Source organism: Rhodococcus kronopolitis (assembly GCF_042654025.1).
Classification (GTDB): Bacteria; Actinomycetota; Actinomycetes; order Mycobacteriales; family Mycobacteriaceae; genus Rhodococcus_G; species Rhodococcus_G kronopolitis.
Genome location: NZ_JBHSFO010000008.1, coordinates 1 through 23,532, shown reverse-complemented (window position 1 = coordinate 23,532; position 23,532 = coordinate 1). Strand labels below are relative to the sequence as shown.

Annotated in this window: 16 protein-coding genes; 9 read left to right on the top strand and 7 right to left on the bottom strand. The window is 69.7% G+C overall.

The window, feature by feature from the left end; all coding sequences use genetic code 11:
* Positions 1 to 13 precede the first annotated feature (13 nt).
* Positions 14 to 301 carry a three-helix bundle dimerization domain-containing protein gene (locus ACFO6S_RS13975; protein WP_378417909.1) on the bottom strand — a complete coding sequence of 96 codons (288 nt, stop codon included), beginning with the start codon at positions 299 to 301 and terminating at the stop codon, positions 14 to 16.
* 216 nt (positions 302 to 517) lie between these two features.
* Here ACFO6S_RS13975 and ACFO6S_RS13970 point away from each other — a divergent pair, with 216 nt between their 5' ends.
* The 4 genes from ACFO6S_RS13970 to ACFO6S_RS13955 all read left to right on the top strand — a co-directional run bounded on the left by ACFO6S_RS13970 (position 518) and on the right by ACFO6S_RS13955 (position 6,353).
* Positions 518 to 916, top strand: coding sequence for a DUF7144 family membrane protein (locus tag ACFO6S_RS13970; protein WP_378417907.1), 399 nt, complete (start codon positions 518 to 520; stop codon positions 914 to 916).
* 112 nt (positions 917 to 1,028) lie between these two features.
* Positions 1,029 to 1,811, top strand: a complete 783-nt coding sequence (ppk2, locus tag ACFO6S_RS13965) for a polyphosphate kinase 2 (RefSeq protein WP_378417905.1) — start codon at positions 1,029 to 1,031, stop codon at positions 1,809 to 1,811.
* A gap of 27 nt (positions 1,812 to 1,838) precedes the next feature.
* Positions 1,839 to 4,628: a cation-translocating P-type ATPase gene (locus tag ACFO6S_RS13960; RefSeq protein ID WP_378417903.1), complete on the top strand. Its 2,790-nt coding sequence runs from the start codon at positions 1,839 to 1,841 to the stop codon at positions 4,626 to 4,628.
* Between the two features lie 9 nt (positions 4,629 to 4,637).
* Entirely contained in the window at positions 4,638 to 6,353 is a 1,716-nt protein-coding gene (locus tag ACFO6S_RS13955) for a SulP family inorganic anion transporter (protein WP_378417901.1), read from the top strand.
* Between the two features lie 22 nt (positions 6,354 to 6,375).
* Here ACFO6S_RS13955 and ACFO6S_RS13950 read toward each other — a convergent pair whose 3' ends face one another.
* Positions 6,376 to 7,734, bottom strand: coding sequence for a diacylglycerol/lipid kinase family protein (locus ACFO6S_RS13950; RefSeq protein ID WP_378417899.1), 1,359 nt, complete (start codon positions 7,732 to 7,734; stop codon positions 6,376 to 6,378).
* A 99-nt stretch (positions 7,735 to 7,833) separates the two neighbouring features.
* Complete coding sequence (locus tag ACFO6S_RS13945; protein ID WP_378417898.1) at positions 7,834 to 9,864, bottom strand: prolyl oligopeptidase family serine peptidase; 2,031 nt, start codon at positions 9,862 to 9,864, stop codon at positions 7,834 to 7,836.
* Between the two features lie 44 nt (positions 9,865 to 9,908).
* On the opposite strand from ACFO6S_RS13945, the gene ACFO6S_RS13940 reads away from it, so the two are divergent.
* The 3 genes from ACFO6S_RS13940 (at position 9,909) to ACFO6S_RS13930 (ending at position 13,992) form a co-directional block, all read left to right on the top strand.
* Positions 9,909 to 10,895 (top strand): dipeptidase, encoded by a 987-nt coding sequence (locus ACFO6S_RS13940; protein ID WP_378417896.1) that lies wholly within the window; start codon positions 9,909 to 9,911, stop codon positions 10,893 to 10,895.
* Between the two features lie 49 nt (positions 10,896 to 10,944).
* On the top strand, positions 10,945 to 12,348 hold the full coding sequence (gene lpdA / locus ACFO6S_RS13935) for a dihydrolipoyl dehydrogenase (protein ID WP_378417894.1): 1,404 nt from the start codon (positions 10,945 to 10,947) through the stop codon (positions 12,346 to 12,348).
* A gap of 108 nt (positions 12,349 to 12,456) precedes the next feature.
* Positions 12,457 to 13,992: an MFS transporter gene (locus tag ACFO6S_RS13930; RefSeq protein ID WP_378417892.1), complete on the top strand. Its 1,536-nt coding sequence runs from the start codon at positions 12,457 to 12,459 to the stop codon at positions 13,990 to 13,992.
* 56 nt (positions 13,993 to 14,048) lie between these two features.
* Here the strand turns inward: ACFO6S_RS13930 and ACFO6S_RS13925 are convergent, their stop codons facing one another.
* Positions 14,049 to 15,653 carry an MFS transporter gene (locus tag ACFO6S_RS13925; RefSeq protein ID WP_378417890.1) on the bottom strand — a complete coding sequence of 535 codons (1,605 nt, stop codon included), beginning with the start codon at positions 15,651 to 15,653 and terminating at the stop codon, positions 14,049 to 14,051.
* 121 nt (positions 15,654 to 15,774) lie between these two features.
* On the opposite strand from ACFO6S_RS13925, the gene ACFO6S_RS13920 reads away from it, so the two are divergent.
* A complete protein-coding gene (locus ACFO6S_RS13920; protein WP_378417888.1) occupies positions 15,775 to 16,350 on the top strand; it encodes a TetR family transcriptional regulator in 576 nt (191 codons plus the stop codon).
* A 29-nt stretch (positions 16,351 to 16,379) separates the two neighbouring features.
* Here ACFO6S_RS13920 and uca read toward each other — a convergent pair whose 3' ends face one another.
* The 3 genes from uca to ACFO6S_RS13905 all read right to left on the bottom strand — a co-directional run bounded on the left by uca (position 16,380) and on the right by ACFO6S_RS13905 (position 21,497).
* Entirely contained in the window at positions 16,380 to 20,018 is a 3,639-nt protein-coding gene (gene uca / locus ACFO6S_RS13915; protein WP_378417886.1) for an urea carboxylase, read from the bottom strand.
* Between the two features lie 70 nt (positions 20,019 to 20,088).
* Entirely contained in the window at positions 20,089 to 20,619 is a 531-nt protein-coding gene (locus ACFO6S_RS13910; RefSeq protein WP_378417884.1) for a carboxymuconolactone decarboxylase family protein, read from the bottom strand.
* A gap of 77 nt (positions 20,620 to 20,696) precedes the next feature.
* The gene (locus tag ACFO6S_RS13905; RefSeq protein ID WP_378417883.1) at positions 20,697 to 21,497 is read right to left on the bottom strand and encodes an SDR family NAD(P)-dependent oxidoreductase; all 801 of its coding nucleotides are present in this window, start codon (positions 21,495 to 21,497) and stop codon (positions 20,697 to 20,699) included.
* 199 nt (positions 21,498 to 21,696) lie between these two features.
* On the opposite strand from ACFO6S_RS13905, the gene ACFO6S_RS13900 reads away from it, so the two are divergent.
* Positions 21,697 to 23,319: a long-chain fatty acid--CoA ligase gene (locus ACFO6S_RS13900; RefSeq protein ID WP_378417881.1), complete on the top strand. Its 1,623-nt coding sequence runs from the start codon at positions 21,697 to 21,699 to the stop codon at positions 23,317 to 23,319.
* The last annotated feature ends 213 nt before the right edge of the window (positions 23,320 to 23,532 follow it).

Genomic DNA, 23,532 nt, shown 5'->3' with positions numbered 1-23,532 from the left:
TCGGGACGACGGGTCAGCCGAGCGCAGCTACCACGGTGGGTGCCGCGGCACGTACGACTGTGGGTTCCGCGGCTTGTGCCACAGTGGGCACCACGCTCGACCCCGATACCAGTTCGGCGATCTCGCGCCGGGCCGCCTTCTCGACGAGCAGTGGCACGTAGTCACGGACCCTTCCGTTCGCGAAGCGTCCGTGAATGCTGTGCACCGTGTGCTCGATGTCTACCGGTGAGACGGAAGGGAATCGAGTGATCAATCGCTTGACGACTTGTTCGACTTGGAGCAGTTCGTCGGGACCGGTCATCGATTCATCGTCTGCCGTGTCGGGAGGTGTGGTCAAGGTCCGAAATGGATTCGGGAGCATCACGATTCGGGAACTTGCGGAGGCCGCCGGCCGAGGCCGGGTTCCTCGGTCGTACCGGCGGGCCGGGAATGCCCGCGTTCGCGACCTGCGGGAACCGGAATCGGAGCAGAATGAGCGTAGGCGGGACACTCTGCCCGCCGTAAGAAAGGGGACGTCATGTCGGACCCAACTTCGACCAAGCAGGGCGTTGCGGCGGGCACGTCGATCGGCGCGGCCGTCATCATGGTGACTGTCGGTATCGTCCAGTTGTTCCAGGGAATTGCCGCGGTGGCCGAAAACCAGGTGTTCGTGGTGGGCCTGGACTACGTGTACAAGTTCGACCTCACCACCTGGGGCTGGATCCACATCGGTCTCGGCGTCGTGGTCGCGGCCGTCGGTCTGGCGCTGTTCACCGGGGCGGCGTGGGCGCGGGTGACGGCGGTGGTGGTCGCGGCGATCTCGATTCTCGCCAATTTCATGTGGCTGCCGTACTACCCGTGGTGGTCGGTGCTCATCATCGCGCTCGACATCGTGGTGATCTGGGCAGTGACGACCTGGGATCCTGATCGCGCCTGACCACGCCGAACGTGGCGATGTCCGCCGCGCCGGATGATGCGGCGGGTCGATCGGCCGAGCCTCGGTCGACCCGCCGCCATCGCGTCGTGCGGCTGAGGGGAGGACCCGTTCGATGACGGACAACCCGATGAAGAACAAGGAGTATCGCCACCACCTCGAGCCGCTGCAGGCCGAACTCGTTGCCTTGCAGGAGTGGGTGAAGGCATCCGGCGCGAAGGTCTGCGTCGTGTTCGAGGGGCGCGACACCGCGGGGAAGGGCGGGGTGATCAAGGCGATCACCGAGCGGGTGAGTCCGCGGGTGTTCCGGGTTGTCGCGCTGCCTGCCCCCACCGAGCGGGAGAAGTCGCAGATGTACCTGCAGCGGTACGTGCCGCACCTGCCTGCCGCAGGCGAGATCGCCGTCTTCGACCGCAGTTGGTACAACCGCGCCGGTGTGGAACGCGTGATGGGCTTCTGTACGGAGGAGCAGGCCCACCAGTTCCTCGAGCTCATCCCGACGGTCGAGCGCGCGATCGTGGAATCGGGTGTCATCCTGCTGAAGTACTGGCTGGAGGTGAGCGAGGAGGAACAGACGCGTCGCCTGCAGAGCCGGATCGACGACCCCCGAAAGATCTGGAAGCTCTCCGATCTGGACCTGAAGTCGTACAGCCGCTGGTACGACTACTCGCGGGCCCGGGACGAGATGATCCACTTCACCGACACCGGTTGGGCGCCCTGGTTCGTCGCGGACAACGACGACAAGAAGCGTGGACGCCTGAACATCATCACGCACCTGCTCGGCCAGATTCCCTACGAGCCGCTCGAGCGCCCCCACATCACCCTGCCTGCGCGGCAGGAGGCCGACGGCTACGAGCCGCCGAAGCTACCACTGCACTGGATCCCGACTCCCTACTGAGGGTCCGGCGGGGAAGGACGATCGGCCATGGCGAGGACGGAAACCGACGGGACGCACCCCCGCCCGTCCACGGACACCCGCACGGACTGGCACGCCCAGGACGCCGAGGCCGTGGTGTCCGCACTCGCCACCGATCCGCAGTCGGGTCTGACGGCGGGCGAGGCGGACGAACGGCGCCGACGGTACGGGCCCAACGTCATTGCCGCCGAGCCGGCGCCGTCGACGTGGTCGATCGCGCTGATGCAGCTGAGGGATCCGATGAACCTGATGCTGGTCGCGGTGGCGGTGCTCAGCGTTGTCATCGGGGAGATCCCGACGGCCATCGTGGTGGCGGTGCTCGTCGGGCTCAACGTGGTTCTGGGCACCCGGCAGGAGGTGAAGGCACGCGCCAGCGTCGACGCGCTGGCAAGGATGCAGACGCCGCAGGGGCGGGTGATCCGCGGCGGGACGCTGACCCAGCTCGACGCCACCGAGCTCGTGCCGGGCGACGTCGTGCAACTCGAGGCGGGCGACATCGTGCCCGCGGACGGCCGCCTGCTCACGTCGGCCACCCTGGAGACCCAGGAGGCGGCACTCACCGGCGAGAGTGCGCCCGTCGCAAAGGATCCGCAGATTCTCGCCGCCGCCGACGTCCCGCTCGGCGACCGCAGCAACATGGCCTTCCAGAACACCTCGGTCACCCGCGGCACCGCCACCATGGTGGTCACCGCGACGGGCATGCACACCCAGATGGGTCAGATCGCGTCGATGCTCTCGGCGGTGGCGCCGAGCAGGTCCCCGCTGCAGCGGGAACTGGACTCGCTCACCAAGGTGCTCGGTGTCATCGCGTGGACGGCGGTGGCGACCATCGTCGTCATCGGGGTGATCCGCGGACAGGACGTGACGATGCTGCTGCTGCTGGGCATTTCGATGGGGGTGTCCGCGATCCCGACCGGCATGCCGACGTTCGTCCAGGCGATGCTGGCCTACGGCGCGCGGCAGTTGGCCGACGCGAAGGCCGTCGTGAAGAACCTGACGGATGTCGAGACGCTCGGCGCGACCAGCGCGATCAACTCGGACAAGACCGGCACCCTGACGATGAACCAGATGACCGTGCGGTCGCTGTACTTCCACGGCCGGTGGTACACGGTCGAGGGCGAGGGCTACGCCAAGTCCGGGAAGATCACCCAGGTGGCGGGCGAGCCGGTCCCGGACTTCACGCTGCTGGCGTACGGGCTGTGCCTCGACAGCGACGCCACCGTCTCCGACACCGGCGAGGTGGTCGGCGACCCGACCGAGGCCGCGCTGGTGGTGCTCGCCGCGAAACTCGGGGTCGACGCCCCACGCACGCGGCGGACCTACCCGCGCGTCGCCACGGTGCCGTTCGACTCCGCGTACAAGTTCATGGCGACCTTCCACCACCTCCAGGTCGACGGCGACACCCAGTTCGTGGAACTGGTCAAGGGCGGACCCGACGTGGTCCTGGCCAGGTGCACGACCGCCTTCCGGCCGGGCAGGCAGACGGTGCCGCTCGACGAGGTCCGGGAGGAGTTGACGGTCGCGACCCGGGCCATGTCCGAGAAGGGGCTTCGGGTGCTGGCGTTCGCCGCCCGTCGACTCGACGGGCGCGAGGACACCGCGGCGGCCGACCCCATGTCGTTGGTCGACGACCTCACGTTCGTCGGCATGGTCGGCATCATCGACCCGCTGCGGCCGGAGGCGATCGAGTCGGTGCGCATCGCGCACGAGGCAGGCATCGCCGTTCGGATGATCACCGGCGACCACGCGATCACCGCATCCGCGATCGGCGCCGAACTCGGCCTCGGCCCCGGCGCGATCGGCGGCCCCGAACTCCAGGCCATGACCGACGAGGAACTCTCGGCGGCCCTGCCCGACCTGCACGTGTTCGGGCGCGTCACCCCGCAGGACAAGCTCCGCCTGGCCGACCTCATGCAGAAGGGCGGCGCCGTCGTCGCGATGACGGGGGACGCCGTCAACGACGCCGCCGCGCTGAAGAAGGCCGACATCGGCGTGGCCATGGGCTCGGGCAGCGAGGTGACCAAACAGGCGGGCAAGATGGTGCTCACGGACGACAACTTCGGCACCCTGATCACGGCAATTCGACTGGGCCGCAACATCTACGAGAAGATCGTGTCGTACATCCGGTACCAGATGTCGAAACTCTTCTCGCTGGTCCTGCTGTTCCTCGTCGCGAGCATTTTCAACATCAACGACGGGGTCGCCCTCACCCCGTTGATGGTGCTCTTCCAGCACTTCTTCATCACCCTGTTCCCGGTGGCCGTCATCATGCTCGACCCGGCGCCGCCGGACCTGATGAACAAGCCGCCCCGCGACCGCGCGATGCCGATCGCGAACCGGCGGGCGTTCGTCCAGTGGCTGGCGTACGGGGTGCTGCAGTTCGCGCTCACGCTTGCCGCGATGCTCCTCGCCCCGGGCGAGATGAGCACGACCGAGGGGAACGTTCCGATGACGACGGCGTTCGTGGTGCTCTCGCTCGGTTCCGTTCTCGGCGGTCTCGCCATGCGGCGCGACCCGGAATCCGGGCTCGTCCCGCCCGTCCTCGGCGCGCTCAAGATCCTGTCGGTCCCGATCGTCGTCACGGTGTTCGCGGTCGAGCTCGGCTTCCTCCAGGACCTCCTCATGACGACGTCGTTGACCGGCGGCCAGTGGCTCGCCTGCCTCGGCTGGTCGCTGATCGTCCCGATCGTCGTGGAGGCGGACAAGGCGCTGCGGCGTCGGCGTCGCCGCCGCGCGGAGCCCGTCCAGCCCATTCCCGCCGAGGTCGCCGTCGACCCCCGACGGGCCCGCGCCCGCTGACGGCGAACCATGTCCTGGCGAGAAGGTCTGGGCCGGCTGCCCGGGGTCGCGACGGCCCGGGGGTACCGCCGGGAGTGGCTGCGTTCCGACGTCACCGCCGGGCTCGTCCTCACCGCCCTGCTGATCCCCGCCGGGATGGGGTACGCCGAGGCCGCCGGGCTGCCCGCGTACGCCGGGCTCTACGCCACCATCGTGCCGCTCCTCGCGTACGCGCTGGTGGGGCCGTCGAAGATCCTCGTGCTCGGCCCGGACTCGTCGCTGGCCCCGCTCATCGCCGCCGCGGTGCTGCCGTTGGCGGTCACCGGCGATCCCGAGGAGGCGCTCGCCCTCGCCGGGGTGCTGGCCGTCCTCGTCGGGCTCATCCTGCTGGTCGGCGGGTTCCTGAACCTCGGCTTCGTGACCGAGCTGCTCTCGAAGCCCATCCGGCTCGGATATCTCAACGCGATCGCGCTGATCGTCGTGGTCGGCCAGCTGCCCAAGCTGCTGGGGATCTCCGTCGACGCGTCCGGGGTGCTCGGCGAGATCGCGGAGATCGGGCAGGCCGTGGTCGGCTGGGAGGTCGATCCCCTCGCCGCCGCGGTCGGCGTCGGCTCGCTGGCCGTCATCGTCGGGTTTCGGCTGTGGCTCCCCGCCGTGCCCGGGGTGCTGGTGGCCGTGATCGGGGCGATCGTGCTGTCCGCATCGGCGGGACTGACCGACGACATCGGGATGGTCGGGGCGCTGCCGAAGGGCCTGCCGCTGCCGACCATCGGTGGCGTCGACTGGCAGGACGTCGGGCACCTGATCGGGCCCGCGGCCGGCATCGCCCTGATCGCGTTCGCCGACAGCGGCGTGCTCTCGCGCACCTTCGCCGCCCGGCACGGGGAGGACGTGAACGGCAGCACCGAGATGAAGGCGATCGGGGTCGCCAACGTGGCCGGCGGGCTGTTCGGCGGCTTCCCGGTCTCGGCGAGCGGGTCCCGGACCCCGGTTGCCGAACAGAGCGGCGCCCGGACCCAGCTGGCCGGGGTCGTCGGCGCGCTCGCCGTCCTGCTGTTCGTGCTCGTCGCGCCCGGCGTCACCGCCTACCTGCCCGACGCCACCCTCGGGGCCGTGGTGATCGTCGCGGCCACGGCGCTGGTCGACGTGCGCGGGATGGTCGCGATGTGGCGGATGAGCACCGTGGAGTTCGGCCTCGCGGCGGCCGCGTTCCTCGGGGTGGCGCTGGTGGGCGTGCTGCAGGGCATTCTGGTGGCGATCGGGCTGTCGTTCGTCGCGGTGGTCGCGCAGGCCTGGCAGCCGTACCGCACCGAACTCGTCGAGACGTCCGACCGCCCGGGCTTCCACGACGTCGTTCGGCACCCCGACGGGAAGCGCATCCCCGGCCTGGTGCTGGTGCGGTTCGACGCCCCGCTCTTCTTCGCCAACGGCCAGATCTTCGACGAGTACGTGCGGTCGGTGGTGGCGCAGGCCCCGACCCCGGTGGAATGGGTGGTCGTGGCCGCCGAGCCGATCACCGGCCTCGACACCACCGCCGTCGACGAACTCGTCGACCTCGACACGTACCTGGAGGGCAACGGGATCCGGATGGCGTTCGCGGAGATGAAGGGCCCGGTCAAGGATCGGCTCATCCGGTTCGGGCTGGGCGATCGGTTCGACGCGACGCACTTCTACCCCACGGTCGAGGCCGCCGTGGCCGCCTTCCGGAGCCGCGGCGAACGATCCGGCTACTCGGCCGACAGCTGACCGGCGGGTGGGACTGGGAGGTTCAGTCGCCCGAATCGGGTCGTGAGCCGGCTCGGGGCCGGGACGCGATCTGCCACAGCCGAACCCAGTCGAAGGCCGGGGCGGAGGTCCGTACCCCGGGCCGTGTCCGGGGTACCCGCACCCGCAGGGCGCCCGGTTCGACGGCGCACCGCACCGGGGTGCGGAGCAGGAGGGATTCGCCGTCGACCCCCACCGGGATCTCGGGGGCGTCTGCCTCGACGACCACCTCGGTCGCGGTCCCTTGCGTCAGGCCCTGAACCCGGGTGCGGCGCAGCAGGCCGACCGCCTCGAGGGTGTTCGTCACCGACAGCGCGACCGCGCCGAGGACGCCGCGGTCGAGGCGGTCCCGGTGACTGAGCCCCGCGAGGTCGCTGGTGCCGTAGGGATTGTTGCTCACCAGGACCGCCTGCGGGCCAACCACCACCGTCTCGCCGATTCGCGCGACGAGTCGTGGCCCGGCGTGCCCGGTGAGCAGGTCCGGGAGCAGCCCGAGCACGGTGCCCGTCTTGTCGTCACGGTAGGCGGGGCTTCGGACGATCTCGGCGTAGACGCCGAACGAGGCGTTGTTGACGAAGGTACGGCCGTTGACGGTGGCGAGGTCGACGCGGAGTTCGACGCCGTCCCGGAGCGCGTCCAGCGACCGGGTCGGATCGGCGCGGTCGAGGCCGAGGTCCATCGCGAAGTGGTTGCGAGTGCCGGCGCTGATCACCAGGAACGGCAGCCGGTGTTCGGCCGCGACCGCGGCCACCAGCGCCTGGGTCCCGTCGCCGCCCGCCACCCCCAGCAGATCGGCGCCGTCGGCCACCGCCCGGCGGGCCAGCGCGGTGACGTCGACGGTGCCGGGCCCGTCGAGCAGCGCGACCTCGGCGCCCAGTTCCTCGGCCCGGCGCACCAGGTCGAACTCGGCGACCTTGCCGCCGCCGGAGTGCGGGTTCATGATCAGGAACGGGTGTTGTGGTGGCGCAGCGGGGAATTCCGGCATGGCGGTCGCCGAGCGCCCGCCACGCAGGGCGGCGCGGGCGCACACGAGGGACGCCAGCGCGAGCGCGTACGCGAGGAGCACCTCCAGCAGCAGGCCGGCGCGGACGAACATGGCTAGGACGGCAATCGGTGCCAGCACCGCCACGCCCAGCGAGATCCACCGGGCTGCCCCGCGCCGGGTGAGGAACCAGTACAGGGCGGCCACCGTGACCACCACGCCGCCGGCCCCGACGACGACCAGCCCCACGGTGCCCAGCACGCCTGCGGACAGCACGGTCACCGCCGCGGCTCCGCCCGCGCACGCCAGCGCAGCCCACGCCCACCAGCGCCGGGCGGTGTCACCGGTGACCACCTGCTCGGCCGACGGATACTCGGACATCTGATCGGTCCTCCCCGGCGGCGGTGCGGCTGCCGTCTGGTTTCATCTTCCACCCGGAGGGGAGACGATCGCAGCCGGTACCGCCGACCGGGCCCGGTGTCAGCGTGTCAGCTGCCGCCACAGGAACTCGTAGGTCAGTGCCGACTTGAACGCCTGCTGTGCGTTGTCCGCGGCGCCGCCGTGCCCGCCCTCGATGTTCTCGTGGTACCAGACCGGGTGGCCCTGCTCCTCGAGCAGCGCGGCCATCTTCCGCGCGTGGCCGGGGTGCACCCGGTCGTCGCGCGTCGAGGTGGCGATCAGGACCGGCGGGTAGGCGCGGTCCGGGTCGGTGTTCTGGTACGGCGAGTACTGCGAGATGAACTCCCACTCGGCCGGGTCGTCGGGGTCGCCGTACTCCGCCATCCAGGACGCGCCGGCCAGCAGCAGGTGGTAGCGGCGCATGTCCAGCAGCGGCACCTGGCACACGATGGCACCGAAGAGCTCCGGGTACCGCGTCAGCATGACGCCCATCAGCAGTCCGCCGTTGCTGCCGCCGTGCGCCCCGAGCTGCGCGGCGGTGGTGACCCCGCGCGAGACCAGGTCGCGGGCGACCGCGGCGAAGTCCTCGAATGCCTTGTGCCGTCCGGCCTTGAGTGCCTGGGTGTGCCAGTCGGGGCCGTACTCGCCGCCGCCTCGGATGTTCGCGACCACGTAGGTGCCGCCGCGCTCGAGCCAGCCCAGGCCCAGGGCGCCGCTGTAGCCCGGCACCATCGAGTTCTCGAAGCCGCCGTAGCCGTACAGCAGGGTCGGCCCGGCCGGGGCGCCGTCGCGGCGGACCATGAAGTACGGGACCGACGTGCCGTCGTCCGACGTGGCGAAGTGCTGTGTGACGGTGAGTGATTCGGCGTCGAAGAAGGTCGGCGCCTGCTTGAGCGACTCGACGGGCTCGCCGACGTAGCCGTGCAGCAGCGTGGCGGGCGTGGTGTACCCACTGGAGTTGAGGAAGTACTCGTCGCTCTCGACCGGGTCGACGTCGATCACGTCGGTGGCGGTGAGTGCGGGCAGGCCCTCGAACGGCGCGTCGGACCAGCCGTCGGGGTGCGGGGTGAGCACCCGCATCCGGGTCTGCACGTCCTGCAGGGTCACCAGCAGCAGGTGGTGCCGGGTCCAGACGTACTGCTCGAGCGAGGTGTGCGCGTCGGGCTCGAAGAGCACCGTCAGCTCGCGTGAACCCGCCAGGTAGTCGTCGTACCGCGCGGCCAGCAGTGTTCCCGGGGCGAATTCGCGGTCCGCGACGGCCCAGGAGGAGCGGGTGCGGACCAGCAGCCACTCGCGGTGCACCGACAGCCCGGCGTCCTCGGGCGTCTCGATCCGGACCAGCTCGCCGTCGCCCCGCAGTTCGAATCGCTGCGAGGAGTAGAAGTCGACGGCGCGGTCCACGAAGTCCCGCTCGAAGCCGGGGGTGCGGTCGTGCCAGGCGGACACCGCCACGTCGGTCTGCTTGCCCTCGTAGACCGTCGCCGCCTCGCCGACCGGGGTGCCGCGGCGCCAGCGCGCGGCCACCCGCGGGTACCCGGAATCGGTGAGGGAGCCGTCGCCGGTGTCGGTGCCCACGAACACGGTGTCGATGTCGATCCAGTCGACGTCGGACTTGGCCTCGGGCAGGAAGAAGCCGCCCGCCTCGGGAGAGACGAACTCGCGACGCACCAGGTCGAACTCGCGGACCACGGTGGCATCGGCGCCGCCGCGCGAGAGACTGACCAGCGCCCGGCTCTGGTCGGTCGCGTCCTGCGTTCGCAGCACCTGGGAACCGGTCCACACCCAGTTCTCGCCCTCGGCCTCGGCCAGCGCGTCGAGGTCGCACAGCACGTCCCACCGCGGCGCGGCGGTGCGGTACTCGTCCATGGTGGTGCGCCGCCACAACCCCCGCACGTGCGTGCCGTCGCGCCAGAAGTTGTAGAGGAACTCGCCGCGGCGGCGGACGTACGGGATCCGGGCGTCGGTGTCGAGCACCGCCCGGATCCGTTCCCGCAGCCCGGCGAACTCGGCGTCGTCGGCGAATTCGGCGACGGTGCGGGCGTTGCGGGCGCGCACCCAGTCCAGGGCGGCGTCGCCGGTGACATCCTCGAGCCAGAGATACGGGTCGGTCATGTCGGACATTCTTGCAGTCCCGGCGATCGACTAGCGTTCGGCGAATGAGCGCGCCGAGCTATCCACTCTGGGAGCAGCACTGCTGCCTGCCGCTGCAGCCGAGCGCCTCGATCGCGGAGTTGCTGCGGTACCGCCGGCCGGCGGGCAGCTACCTCTCTGTCAACGTGGGGTACGCGCCGCAGTCGCTCGCCGAGGCGACCGGCATCGCCGAGAGCTTCCGGGACCAGGCGCGGGCGTGCGACGCGGTCGAGCCGATCGCCACCCTCGCCGACGTGCACGCCGTGCGCGCAGGCGGCGGGATCGCGCTGGCCTTCGACCTCGAGGATTCCAACCCCCTGGGCGGCGACCCGGCCAACCTCGCGCACTTCTACCGGCTGGGGGTGCGCTCGATGCTGCCCACCTACAACCACGCCAACGCGGCGGGCTGCGGCTGCCTCGACGCCACCGACACCGGACTGAGTGGATACGGCCGCGACCTGGTCCGCGAGATGAACGCGGTCGGGATGATGGTCGACGGCTCGCACTGCTCGGTCCGGACCGGGCTGGACCTGGCCGAGACCACGACGCGTCCGATGATCTACAGCCACTCCAACCTGCGCCGGCTGTGGGAGCACCCCCGCAACATCACCGACGAGCAGGCCCGCGCGTGCGCCGAGACCGGCGGCGTGATCGGGATCAACGGCGTCGGCATCTTCCTCGGCGTCAACGGCCCGGCCGACCACGCGCGTCGGCTGTCCGCGATGGCCGACCACATCGAGGAGGCCGTTGACCTGGTCGGCGTCGAACACGTCGGCATCGGGTCCGACTACTCGTTCGACGCTGCGGACTTCCTCGACGAGATCACCGGCCATTCGGAGTCGTTCTCCGAGGCGTACACCGCGTGGGGGCCGCTGCAGTGGGTGCCGCCGGAGGACACCCTGACCCTGGACCGGGTGCTGCGCGAGCGGGGGTTCGACGAGCCCGCGATCGAGGCCGTGTACGGCGGCAACTTCGCCCGCGTCGCGTCCCAGGTGTGGGCTACCGACGAGTAAGGAGACCATGCCGGGACACCGGATCGGGACGGGACTACCCTGGTGTCTCGTGACCTCACACTATGACGTCGTTGTCCTCGGTGCCGGTCCCGGTGGGTACGTCGCTGCTATCCGCGCGGCACAGCTGGGCCTGAGCACCGCCATCATCGAAGAGAAGTACTGGGGCGGTGTCTGCCTGAATGTGGGCTGCATCCCGTCAAAGGCGCTGCTCCGAAATGCCGAACTCGCGCACATCTTTACAAAAGAGGCGAAGACGTTCGGCATGTCCGGGGAGGTGTCCTTCGACTTCGGCTCCGCCTTCGACCGCAGCCGCAAGGTGGCGGACGGGCGAGTCAAGGGCATCCACTTCTTGATGAAGAAGAACAAGATCCCCGAGTACGACGGCAGGGGCACGTTCGTCGACGCCAACACGATCAGCGTGGCGCTGAGCAACGGCGGCACCGAGACGATCACGTTCGACAACGCGATCATCGCCACCGGTTCCTACACCAAGCTGCTGCCGGGCACCTCGCTGAGCGCCAACGTGGTGACCTACGAAGAGCAGATCATGACGCGGGAGCTGCCCGGGTCCATCCTCATCGTCGGTGCCGGCGCCATCGGCATGGAGTTCGGCTACGTCCTCAAGAACTACGGCGTCGACGTGACGATCGTCGAGTTCCTCGACCGGGCCCTGCCCAACGAGGACGCGGACGTCTCCAAGGAGATCGCCAAGCAGTACAAGAAGCTCGGCGTCACCGTCAAGACCGGTGCCGCCGTGCAGTCCATCAGTGACGACGGCAGCAAGGTCACCGTCACGATCAAGGACAACAAGTCCGGCGACATCGAGACCGTCGTCGTCGACAAGGTCCTGCAGTCCGTCGGCTTCGCGCCCCGCGTCGAGGGCTACGGCCTCGAGAACACCGGTGTCGCGCTCACCGACCGCGGCGCCATCGCGATCGACGACTACATGCGCACCAACGTCCCGCACATCTTCGCCATCGGCGACGTCACCGCCAAGCTGCAGCTGGCTCACGTCGCGGAGGCGCAGGCCGTCGTCGCCGCCGAGACCATCGGTGGCGCCGAGACCCAGACGCTCGGTGACTACCGAATGATGCCGCGGGCGACGTTCTGCCAGCCGCAGGTCGCGTCCTTCGGCCTGACCGAGGAGCAGGCGAGGGCGGAGGGCTACGACATCAAGGTCGCGAACTTCCCGTTCGCCGCCAACGGCAAGGCACACGGCCTCGGTGACCCGACCGGATTCGTCAAGCTGATTGCCGACAAGACGCACGGCGAGTTGCTCGGCGGCCACCTGATCGGCCCCGACGTCTCCGAACTGCTGCCCGAGCTGACCCTGGCCCAGAAGTGGGACCTGACGGTCAACGAGCTCGCCCGCAACGTCCACACGCACCCCACGCTCAGTGAGGCGCTGCAGGAGGCCATCCACGGCCTCGCCGGACACATGATCAACTTCTAGGCACCTGCGTCGACACCCGAACGGCCCCGCTCCCTGTTGGGAGCGGGGCCGTTCGCGTTCCGGGTTCGTCGTCCGGTGATCTCGGGGTCCGAGTAGTACCGTTTCGTCATGCCCCCGGACGGTCGCGGCCACGGCACGCTCCCGGTTCCGCCACGCGCAGGACGTCGCGAATGGGCGGCCCTGTCGGTTCTCGTTCTCGCGGTGGTGATGCTCGCCGTGGACGGCACCGTCCTGTCGCTGGCCGTACCGGCCCTGAGCGCAGATCTGGAACCGACAGCGAACGAGCTTCTCTGGATCGGTGACATCTACTCCCTCGCCCTGGCGGGACTACTGGTCACGATGGGTACGCTCGCTGATCGTGTCGGCAGGAAACGGCTACTTCTCATCGGTGCAGCGGGATTCGGCTTGGCCTCGCTGTTGGCGGCGTTCGCGCCCACTGCGGGTTGGTTGATCGCTGCTCGTTTCCTGCTCGGCGTTGCCGGCGCGACCTTGATGCCGTCGACGTTGTCGATCATCCGGAACATGTTCGAGAACGCACGTCAGCGGACTACCGCGATCGCGGTGTGGGCGGCGGCAGCGTCTGGCGGCGCCGCCATCGGTCCACTCGTGGGAGGCTTCTTGCTGGAGCATTTCTGGTGGGGATCGGTGTTCATCATCAACATCCCCGTGATCATCGTGCTGATCGGGTTCGGGTACGTGCTGATTCCCGAGTCTCGTGATCCCAACCCGGGAACATTCGACCTGTTCAGCGCGGCGCTGTCCATGGTTGCCATCGTTGCCTTGGTATATGCCGTCAAATCGGCAGTCGGTGGCGGGGGCTCATGGGTGCCTGTGGCAGCGCTCGCGGTGGGAATCACTGCAGGCTGGATCTTCATTCGTAGGCAGCAGTATTCGTCTTCGCCGCTGATCGACGTATCGCTGTTCCGACATCCGGCCTTCGCCGGTGCGGTGACCGCAACCTTTGTATCGGTCCTGGCATTCAGCGGGCTGCTGTTCTTCTTCTCGCAATACCTGCAGTTGGTGCGGGGGTACGGGCCGTTGGAGGCAGGTCTTCGGGAACTCCCGGTCACTCTCGCCTCGGTTGCCGTCGTGGGTATCGCGGGCAGCCTCGTTCTCACGTTCGGGCGAGGCTACGTCATCGGTGGCGGACTGGCACTTGCCGCGACTGGAATGGTCGGCATTGCGGTGACAAGCGATTCGGTCCAGTACCTCTGGATCGCCATTGCCCTCGTATTGGTGGGGCTAGGTGTGGGCCTGGCCTTCACGCTCACCACGGATGCCGTGATGACTGCGGTTCCGCCAGACAAGGCGGGGTCGGCATCGGCGGTGTCCGAGACCGCGTACGAACTCGGCGTCGCACTGGGAATCGCGCTGTTGGGCAGTCTGCTCACGACGCTGTACCGCGCGGAGGTGAATACGGATTCGTTGCCCGCTGCAGCAGCCGACAAGGTCTCGGATTCACTCGCATCTGCGGTCAACGTTCTTCCGCCCGATTCAGACTTGCTCCACGAAGCGAAACTTGCGTTCGTGCACGCCATGCAATGGACATCCGTCACCTCGGCGGCGCTGCTGGCGATGGCGGCCGTCATTGCATGGCGGGTCATACCGTCACTCGCGGGAACCCGGGAGAACGAGTCACCGTAATCCACGGCCGTCCTGCGTGTGGTGGCGCACGCAGGACGGCCGTCGGACGACCCGGGTCAGCCCATGTGGACGGCGCCCTCGGTGGGGACGTCGCCTTTCTTGGCGCGGACCAGCACCAGCACCACCGGGGTGACGACGGCCATCAGGACCGCCGCCCAGCCGAAGACGGCCGCGTAGCCCGACACCTCGGCCCCGAAGAAGTGGTCCGTCAGCGACTCGATGAAGTCCCGCACCGGCTGCGGCAGCAGGGCGATCTGACCGGGGTCCGGGAGGGCGGCATTCGCCAGGTCGGTCGGGACCATGGAGTCCGGTACGCCCGCGGGCGGAACGGGGGCCGCGTGCTCGGTGGCAAACGAGGCCTTCGCCGACGCGTAGATCGTGGTGAACAGCGCGGTGCCGAGTGCGCCGCCCACCTGCATGGTGGCGTTGACCAGGGCGCTCGCGGCGCCGGCGTCGTGGTTCGGGACGCCGATCAGTGCCAGGTTCTGCATCGGCACCATCAGCAGGCCGAGCCCCAGGCCGAAGATCGCCAGGCCGGGGAACACGTGGGTCCAGTACGAGCTGTGCACGTCGATCTGCGTCAGCAGCAGCAGGCCCACCGCGGCGACCACGGGTCCGGTCACCATCAGCGGTTTCGGCCCGATCCGGGTGGACAGCTGCGCCGCGACGGTGGACGCGATCACGATGAAGAACGCCATCGGGAGGGAGCCGACACCCGACATGACGGGGCTGAATCCGAGCACGATCTGCAGGTAGAAGGTCAGGTACAGGGTGCCGCCGAGCAGGGCCGCGCCGACCAGCATCGAGCCGATCAGGGCCGCGCCCCGGTCGCGATGCCACGGAATGCTCAGCGGCAGCAGCGGATTGCTCGTACGGCGCTCCACCAGTACGAAGAGCGCGAGGAAGGCCAGTCCCAGCGCGATGAACGCGACGGTGTCGGTCTCGGCCCAGCCGTGCTCGGCGCGGGTGAAGCCGTAGACCAGCGAGCCGAGGCCGAGGGCGATCAGGACGGCGCCGGGCAGGTCGTAGCTGGTGTCGCCGTGCGCCTTGGTCTCCTTGACGATGGGCACGGTGACGGCGATCGCGAACAGGGCGATCGGGATGTTCACCAGCAGGCACCAGCGCCAGTCCACGTACTGCGTCAGGACCCCGCCGAGCAGCAGGCCGATGGCCGCGCCGCCGCCGGAAATTGCGCCGTAGACGGCAAATGCCTTGGCGCGCTCCTTCTCGCCGATGAAGGTGGTGGTCAGGATCGACAGGGCAGCGGGGGCGAGCAACGCAGCGAAGACGCCCTGGCCGGCGCGGGCGACGAACAGTTCGATGCCGTTCTGGGCGAAGCCGCCGATGGCCGACGCGACCGCGAACCCGGCCATGCCGACGATGAACGAGCGCTTGCGCCCCCAGTAGTCGGCGATCCGACCGCCGAGCAGCAGCAGGGCGCCGAAGGCGAGCGCATACGACGTGACCACCCAGGCCCGGTCGAGGTCGCTGATGCCGAGGTCGGCCTGCGCGGCGGGCAGCGCGATCGAGACGATGGTGCCGTCGAGCACCACCATCAGTTGCGCGAACGCGACGATGCAGAGCACCAGCCAGCGCCGCTCGTGGTTGGGGTTCTCGGAGGCCGGCCCGGCGGCGCTCTCGACGGTGGAGGTGGTGGTCACGGGGGATTCCCTCTGGGTTGGCGGTTACACGCCACGGCGATCGCACGGACGACCGGCCCGAAACTACCGAGTCGTCCCGGTCGAGTCAAACGAAATAGTTCGTTCGGTTATGGTCGTCACCATGGCAGCCCCGGATGTGAGTGCAACGAAACAGCGGATCCTCGACGCGGCGGTCGCCGAGTTCGGCGCCTACGGGTTGGCAGGCGCGCGCATCGACCGCATCGCGTCGGCGGCGAAGGCCAGCAAGGAACGCCTCTACGCGTACTTCGGCGACAAGGTGGCCCTGTTCCACGCGGTGCTCGACACCAACTTCGCCGAGGCCATGGAGCGGCTCTCGTTCGACGGCGCCGACCTGCCGGACCAGGCGGTCGCGCTGTTCGACGACATGCTGGCCAAGCCCGACATCCAGCGAATGATGATCTGGGGCCAACTGCAGGGCGAGTCGATCCGGATGCGGGAACTGGCGGAGTCGCACCCGAGTTGGGAACGCCGAATCGGCGCGATCCGGCGGGCGCAGTCGGACGGCATCGTCGACGCCCGCTGGGACCCGGCGGAACTGGTCACCATGATGTTCGGCATCGTCTTCGGCTGGCTGGTGGCGCCGTGCGCCGACGGCAACGACGGCCTCGACGAGGCAGGCCTCGCGCACCGTCGTGAGGTGGTGCGCGAGGCCGTCCGCCGGATCTGCCAGGGCTGACGTTCGCCCCGGGTGTGCCGGGTTCGCGGCTAGTCCGGTTCGATCACCGCGAGCGGCGTGCCCGGCGCGACCTTGTCGCCGGGTGCGACCAGGACCTTCAGGACCGTCCCCGACGCGGGGCAGGGGACCGGCAGCTCCAGCTTCATCGCCTCGAGCACCAGCGCGCACCGCCCCGACTCGACCCGCATCCCCGGCTCGACCTCCACCCGCCAGACGCTGCCGACCATGGGGGCCTCGAGCACCACCGCGCCAGGCGGCAGGTCGGCGATCTCGGTGCCGGCAGGCTCCGGTGCGGGCGCGAGTTCCACCCGGTCGAACTCGCCCGCCGCGCGCCAGGCGGCCTTCTCGGCCTCGAACGCCGCGGACTGGCGGACCTCGAAGGCCTCGATGGACTCCGCGTTCGCCTCCAGGAACCTCAGGTGGTCCGCGAACGCGAAGGTGCCGTCGGCGACCTCGGCGTCGAAGCGCCCGGATGCCGCCTGCGCGCGGTACTCCGTCAACTGCTCCGGGCTCACCGGCTCCCACACGATGCGGTCGAAGAACCGGAACAGCCACGGCATGTCCTGCTCGAACGGCGGGTGCTGCCGGTAGCCCGACCAGATCGGCACGGTCCGCCCGATCAGCTGGTAGCCGCCGGGCGACTCCATGCCGTAGACGCAGAGGTACTTGCCGCCGATCCCGACCGCGTCGGACGGGGTCCAGGTGCGGGCCGGGTTGTACTTCGTGGTCACCAGCCGGTGCCGTGGGTCGAGCGGAACCGCCAGCGGCGCACCGAGGTACACGTCGCCGAGGCCGAGGACCAGGTACTGCGCGTCGAACACGGCGTCGCGGACCTGCTCGACACTGTCGAGGCCGTTGACCCGTCGGATGAACTCGGTGTTCGACGGCAGCCATGGCGCCTCGTCGCGGACACCGCTGCGGTACCGGTCGATGGCCTCGGCGATGGACGGGTCGTCGAAGGAGAGCGGCAACCGGACCGTCCTGCTGGGGACCACGAGGTCGCCGGTCAGCGGCAACGAGTGCTCGATGTCCTGCAGCAGGCCGAGCAGTCGGTACGCAGGCAGCACGTCCGGGTCGAAGTGCAGGTGCAGGGACCGCACTCCCGGCGTGATGTCGATCAGGCCCGGGAGTCGTTGCCGGGTCAGCTCGGTCGCGAGCACGTGAACCCGCATCCGCAGGCCGAGGTCGAGTTCCATCGCGCCGTACTCGACCAGGATGTTGTCGTCCCCGCCGCGCAGGTATGCCACCTCCGGCCGGTCCGGTAGCCGCGGCGAGCGGCCGAGCACACCGCCGTCGCTGACGACGGTGCGCAGCGCGGCCGGCGGAAGGTCCAGCGCCCGTACGGAATCGGACCCGCGGAGTGCGGCCGCGCCGGCATCGGTGACCGGAACGAAGCGGACCTCGTCGCCGGGTCGGATCTGGCCGAGCTTCCAACGGTGCGCGCGCGTGACGGTGAGTGGGCAGGCGAAACCGCCGAGGCTTGGCCCGTCGGGGCCGAGCAGGATCGGGGTGTCCCCGGAGACGTTGAGGGCGCCGACGCTGTACGGGTTGTCATGCAGGTTCGAGGGGTGCAGGCCGGCCCCGCCGCCGTCCGTTCGCGACCAGGTGGGCTTGGGTCCGTCGAGACGGATCCCGGTGCGGTTGGCGTGTGTCTGCACCCGCCAGGTGGTCTCGTAGAACTGGGTCATGTCGGACTCGGTGAAGTACGACGGCGCCGGCTGCGGGCCCTCCGTCACCGCGAGGTGCCAGGTGTGGGTGAGGGTTGGCCTGCTGGCGGCCGGAACAGGTTGTGGTTCAGGCATTCCCGTGGCGTCCTCGAACAGTCCGAGGACGTCCCCGGTGGAGACCGCCTTGCCGGTGACACCGCCGAAGCCGCCGAGGGTGAAGGTGGACGCGCTGCCGTGGAAGAGCGGCGTGTTGATGCCGCCGCGAATAGCGACATAGGTCCGCAGGCCGGTGTCGGTCGGCGTCCCGACGTCCAGGACGGCGCCCGCGGGCACCGTCACCGGCACCCACATCGGCACGCTCATGCCGTCGACGGTCACCGGGGCGTCGGCGCCGGTGATGCACACGATCGTCTCGTCGGAGAACTCGAGAGCCGGCCCGAGGAGGGTGCACTCGAGGCCCGGTGCGCCCGCGGGGTTCCCGACGGCGGTGTTGGCCAGTTGGAAGGAGAGGTCGTCCATCGGGCCGGACGGCGGGATGCCCACTTCCCACAGTCCGATCCGGCCGGGATGGTCCTGCACGGTCGTCATGGTCCCGGCTCGCAGCACATCCGCGCGCAGCCCGGTCGGGCGGAGTCCGGCGAGCGACGCGGTGGTGTGAGTTGCATCCAGAACCGGTGGGTGCGTGCAGATCCGGCGCAGCTGCGGCAGGTTGGTCTGGATCCCGAACATGTGCGTCTCGGCCAGTGCCGCGCCGAGTGCGGCGAAGGCCCCGGAGCGGGTCGGTGAGCTGGTGATCACCTTCGCGAGGAGGGGGTCGTAGTGCGCGCTGACCTCGGTGCCGGTGTCCACCCAGGTCTCGACACGGGTGTGGGCGGGGAACTCGACGCTGGTCAGCAGGCCCGCGCTGGGCCGGTAGTCGTGGCCGGGATCCTCCGCGTACACGCGGGCCTCGACCGCGCAGCCGGTGATCGCCGGGCCGGAGTCGTCGAGCCCGTCGAGCATCGAGCGGTCGCCGCGCGCGAGCCGCAGCATCCAGGCCACCAGGTCGACGCCGGTGACCTCCTCGGTGACCGGGTGCTCGACCTGCAGCCGGGTGTTCATCTCCAGGAAGGAGGCCTCGCCGCGGGCGACGTCGTAGACGAACTCGACGGTGCCGGCCGAACGGTAGTCGACCGACGAGGCCAGCCGCCGGGACGAGCTGAGCAGCTGCTCGACGAGGTGGTCGGGCAGCCCCGGCGCCGGCGCCTCCTCCACCACCTTCTGGTTGCGACGCTGCAGCGAGCAGTCCCGGGTGCCCAGGCTGAGGGTGCGGCCCAGTCCGTCGCCGAACACCTGCACCTCGATGTGGCGCGCGTCCGCCACGAATCTCTCGAGAAACACTCCGCTGGAGGAGAAGTGGGCCTGCGCCAGGCGTTGCACGCGCTCGTACGCGGTGCGCAGTTCGGCGGCGTCGTGGCAGGCCTGCATCCCGATGCCGCCGCCCCCGCCGACGGCCTTGAGCATGACGGGGTAGCCGATGTCCGAGGCGGTCGCGAGGGCCTCGGACACCGATTCGAGCAGTCCGCTACCCGGGACGAGCGGCACCCCCACCGCTCGGGCCGCCTCCCGTGCGGTGTGCTTGTTGCCGAACACCCGCAGCTGGTGCGGGGTGGGTCCGACGAAGGCGATGCCGGCCCGCTCGGCGGCCTGGGCGAATTCGTCGTTCTCGGACAGGAATCCGTAGCCGGGGTGGATCGCACCGGCGCCGGTAGCCAGGGCCGCCTCGATGACGGCATCGGCCCGCAGGTAGGACTCGGCGGCAGGTGCAGGCCCGAGCCGTACCGCGACGTCGGCCATCGCGACGTGCGCGGCGGCGGAATCGGCGTCCGAGTACACCGCGACGGTCTTGAGTCCGAGAGCGTGAGCGGACCTCATTATCCGGCAGGCGATTTCGCCCCGGTTGGCGACGAGAAGCGTGTCGAAGGAATACTCGGCCTGCGATGCATTCACCCTTGTGGACATGCATGTATACGCTAGGGAGAGGGTGTTTCACCCAGATTGCACGCCGTAAAGCGTGAGTTAGTAAGACCTCTCAGTGATCGCTCTCGATCCGCAGCGTCCCGATGGTGGTGGCCAGGCCGTCGTACTGGGTGACCAGCAGGCAGAACTCGATCATCCGACGGTCGTCGTAGTGCGCGGCCAGTGCGGACCAGGTGGCGTCGCCGAGGTTCTTGGTGGCCACCAGTTCGTCGACCGCGGTCATCAGTGCCCGGTGCCGCGGCTCCCAGCCCGTCGCCCCGGGTCCGGTGAGGACCCGGTCGAGGATCTCTTCGGTCACGCCCGCGCGGCGGCCGAGTCGGATGTGGTGGTCCAGCTCGTACTGGCACTCGCGCAGGTGCGCCACCCGCAGGATCACCAGTTCGGTCTCGTGCCGGGAGATCCGGCCGCCGGGCATCAGTCGGCCGGAGTAGTGCAGCCAGCCACGGAACAGGCCCTTGGTGCGGCCGAGCGTGCTGAAGATCTTCGCGTCCGCGGTGCCGGAGGCGAGGGTCAGCACCCGCCAGATCACCCAGTTGACGGGGCCAAGTTCCCGGAGGCGACCCGGTGTGATTCGCGGCTGCACGGTCGTCGGTGTCCCTTCGGTCTCGGAAGCCGGTGATTCGCTCGGTGGTTCGGAGTTCGGTGTCCCAGCGTCGATTGTCACAGTGCCCCTTCGTGTGCCGATCGCGCCCTGGCGGGGACGAGATGGGTTGCCTGGTGCGCGAGCATACGCACGGAGGTGGCCCCGGGGACGCGTCGTGGCGCGTAGATGCGAGTCTTGCGGGCCGCGATGCCCCGTTCGAATGCGTCGATCACCACGGAGACGGGCGATCCGACGGTGCCGGAGCCGCCGCCGGCGACCGCGCCGTCGAACGAGATCTCCGTCCGGTCGGTGTCGATCTCGCCGAGGTGGGCGATGCCGACCCGGGTCCCGAGCGGTCGCATCTCGAGGCGGAATGCGTGGCCCAGGGCCTCGACGCCGGCCCGGGTCGCGGAGAAGGCGCCGCGCAGCGGGAGCCGGTTGGCCGTGGGCGTCGACGCGACCACCAGGGCGTAGCCGGCGGCGTGACCGATGTGCGGGCCGGCCGCGCGGAGCGTGAAGTAGGTGCCCATCAGGTTGACTTCGACGGCGCGTCGCATGATCTCGGGGTCGCCGTCGACCAGGCTGAGCGGGGCGCCGACGCCGGCGTTGGCGACCACGACGTCCAGCCCGCCGAGACGCTCCGCGAGGTGCTCGACTGCGTCCTCGACCTGCCGCTGGTCGCTCACGTCGCAGTGCCGCCACGGGGCCCGCCCGCTCGCGGTGGCGACCTGTTCGAGGAGTTCGGGTTCGAGGCCCAGCAGCGCCACCCGGGCGCCGCGCTCGTGGAGTCGGCGGGCGAGGCCGGCGCCGATGCCGCGGGCGGCGCCGGTGATCAGAACCCGTCGTCCGGTCAGGTCCGCCTCGAGGTTGCGTGCCATCTGCTCAGTCCCAACGCTTTGCTACCGATTGGTATGGAAACGCTAACACCGGGGTGGGGTGACCGGGGGGAATCCGTCAACTCATCGGAGGGGAGGGGGCGACCGGGTCGCGGCGCCGGGCAGTGTCGCCCGTCACAGTGTGGTGGCCTACCCTCCACGCATACGACATGTCATGTAGCACGCCACACAGGAGCAGCCCATGCTGAGCACGATGCAAGACGCACCCCTGTCCATCGCCCACCTGCTTCGGCACGGCAGCACGGTGCACGGCGACGCCGAGGTCGTGACCTGGACCGATTCGGGCCCGCGCCGGGTGAGCTACGCGCAGGTCGGCCGCCGGTGCGCGGCCCTGGCTCACGCGCTGCGCGGACTCGGTGTCACCGGAGACGAGCGGGTGGCCACGTTCATGTGGAACAACTCCGAGCACCTCGAGGCGTACCTGACGGTGCCCTCGATGGGCGCGGTGCTGCACACCCTCAACATCCGGTTGTTCCCCGAGCAGTTGGTGCACGTGGCCAACCACGCGGAGGACCACGTGATCATCGTGGACCCGTCGTTGATCCCGCTGCTCGCCCCGCAGCTGCCCCAGCTCACCACCGTCAAGCACGTGATCGTCACGGGCCCGTCGACCGCGGGTCTCGAGGCGCCCGCCGGGGTGCAGGTGCACGCCTACGAGGCCCTGATCACCGACCAGCCGGAGGAGTTCGACTGGCCAGAGGTGGACGAGCACAGCGCCGCCGCGATGTGTTACACCTCGGGCACCACGGGTGACCCGAAGGGTGTCGTGTACTCGCACCGCTCGATCTACCTGCACTCGATGCAGGTCTGCATGAGCGACGGACCGAACCTGCGCCAGGGCGACCGGGCGCTGGCCGTGGTCCCACAGTTCCACGCGATGTCCTGGGGACTGCCGTACGCCGCGTTCATGATCGGCGCCTCGCTGCTCATGCCGGACCGGTTCCTGCAGCCGGCTCCGCTGGCCGAGTTCATCGCAGCCGAGCGCCCGACCTTCGCGGCCGCGGTGCCCACCATCTGGCAGGGGCTGCACCTCTACCTCGAGCAGCACCCGCAGGACATCTCCTCGATGCGGGAGGTGCTGATCGGCGGTGCCGCGGTGCCGCCGGCGCTGATGCATGCCTTCGAGGACGAGCACAACGTGTCGGTCCTGCACGCGTGGGGCATGACCGAGACCTCGCCGCTGGGCTCGGTGGCGCGGCCGCCCCTCGACGCCACCGGCGAGGAGATGTGGAAGTACCGGTACAGCCAGGGTCGTTTCCCGGCCTCGGTGCAGGCGCGCCTGGTCGACGATGAGGGCAAGGTGGTGCCGAACGACGGCGCGAGCATCGGTGAGCTCCAGGTGCGGGGGCCGTGGATCACCGCGTCGTACTACGGCGTGGACGCCGCGGACAAGTTCGACGACGGCTGGCTGCGGACCGGCGACGTCGGCACCATCACCTCGGACGGGTACCTGGCGCTGTCCGACCGCACCAAGGACATCATCAAGTCCGGTGGTGAGTGGATCTCGTCGGTGGACCTCGAGAATGCGGTGATGGGTCACCCGGCGGTGGCCGAGGCGGCGGTGGTCGGGGTGCCGGACGAGAAGTGGGACGAGCGGCCGTTGGTGGCCGTCGTGTTCCGCGAGGGCAGCGACGCCACCGTCGCCGACGTGCAGGCGTTCCTCGCCGACAAGGTTGCCAAGTGGCAGCTGCCGGAGAACTGGGCCGTGGTCCAGGAGGTGCCGAAGACCAGCGTCGGAAAGTTCGACAAGAAGCGGATCCGCTCGGACTACCACGACGGCGCGTTGTCCGTGACGCGACTGTAGGTCGAGGGTGGGGAGGGGCGGTGGTGCCGGTCGGCACCACCGCCCTTCTGTCTGTGCGGCGTCCTGTCGGTGGCGCACCCGTCGGTAGCGCCGGAACCAAACCACGCCAGACCGGTTGCGGCCGAGTGTGTCTCGGCCGCAACCGGTCCGGTTGTGGGTGGTGCAGGTCTTCGCTGGGTGACGGTGTGGGGCCTGTGCCTGCGGGTCAGGCAG

What these genes read in the sequence shown, in the direction of transcription:
- ACFO6S_RS13975 (WP_378417909.1), bottom strand. Translation starts at nt 301, where the DNA reads ATGACCGGTCCCGACGAACTGCTCCAAGTCGAACAAGTCGTCAAGCGA.
- ACFO6S_RS13970 (WP_378417907.1), top strand. Translation starts at nt 518, where the DNA reads ATGTCGGACCCAACTTCGACCAAGCAGGGCGTTGCGGCGGGCACGTCG.
- ppk2 (WP_378417905.1), top strand. Translation starts at nt 1,029, where the DNA reads ATGACGGACAACCCGATGAAGAACAAGGAGTATCGCCACCACCTCGAG.
- ACFO6S_RS13960 (WP_378417903.1), top strand. Translation starts at nt 1,839, where the DNA reads ATGGCGAGGACGGAAACCGACGGGACGCACCCCCGCCCGTCCACGGAC.
- ACFO6S_RS13955 (WP_378417901.1), top strand. Translation starts at nt 4,638, where the DNA reads ATGTCCTGGCGAGAAGGTCTGGGCCGGCTGCCCGGGGTCGCGACGGCC.
- ACFO6S_RS13950 (WP_378417899.1), bottom strand. Translation starts at nt 7,734, where the DNA reads ATGTCCGAGTATCCGTCGGCCGAGCAGGTGGTCACCGGTGACACCGCC.
- ACFO6S_RS13945 (WP_378417898.1), bottom strand. Translation starts at nt 9,864, where the DNA reads ATGACCGACCCGTATCTCTGGCTCGAGGATGTCACCGGCGACGCCGCC.
- ACFO6S_RS13940 (WP_378417896.1), top strand. Translation starts at nt 9,909, where the DNA reads ATGAGCGCGCCGAGCTATCCACTCTGGGAGCAGCACTGCTGCCTGCCG.
- ACFO6S_RS13930 (WP_378417892.1), top strand. Translation starts at nt 12,457, where the DNA reads ATGCCCCCGGACGGTCGCGGCCACGGCACGCTCCCGGTTCCGCCACGC.
- ACFO6S_RS13920 (WP_378417888.1), top strand. Translation starts at nt 15,775, where the DNA reads ATGGCAGCCCCGGATGTGAGTGCAACGAAACAGCGGATCCTCGACGCG.
- uca (WP_378417886.1), bottom strand. Translation starts at nt 20,018, where the DNA reads ATGTCCACAAGGGTGAATGCATCGCAGGCCGAGTATTCCTTCGACACG.
- ACFO6S_RS13905 (WP_378417883.1), bottom strand. Translation starts at nt 21,497, where the DNA reads ATGGCACGCAACCTCGAGGCGGACCTGACCGGACGACGGGTTCTGATC.
- ACFO6S_RS13900 (WP_378417881.1), top strand. Translation starts at nt 21,697, where the DNA reads ATGCTGAGCACGATGCAAGACGCACCCCTGTCCATCGCCCACCTGCTT.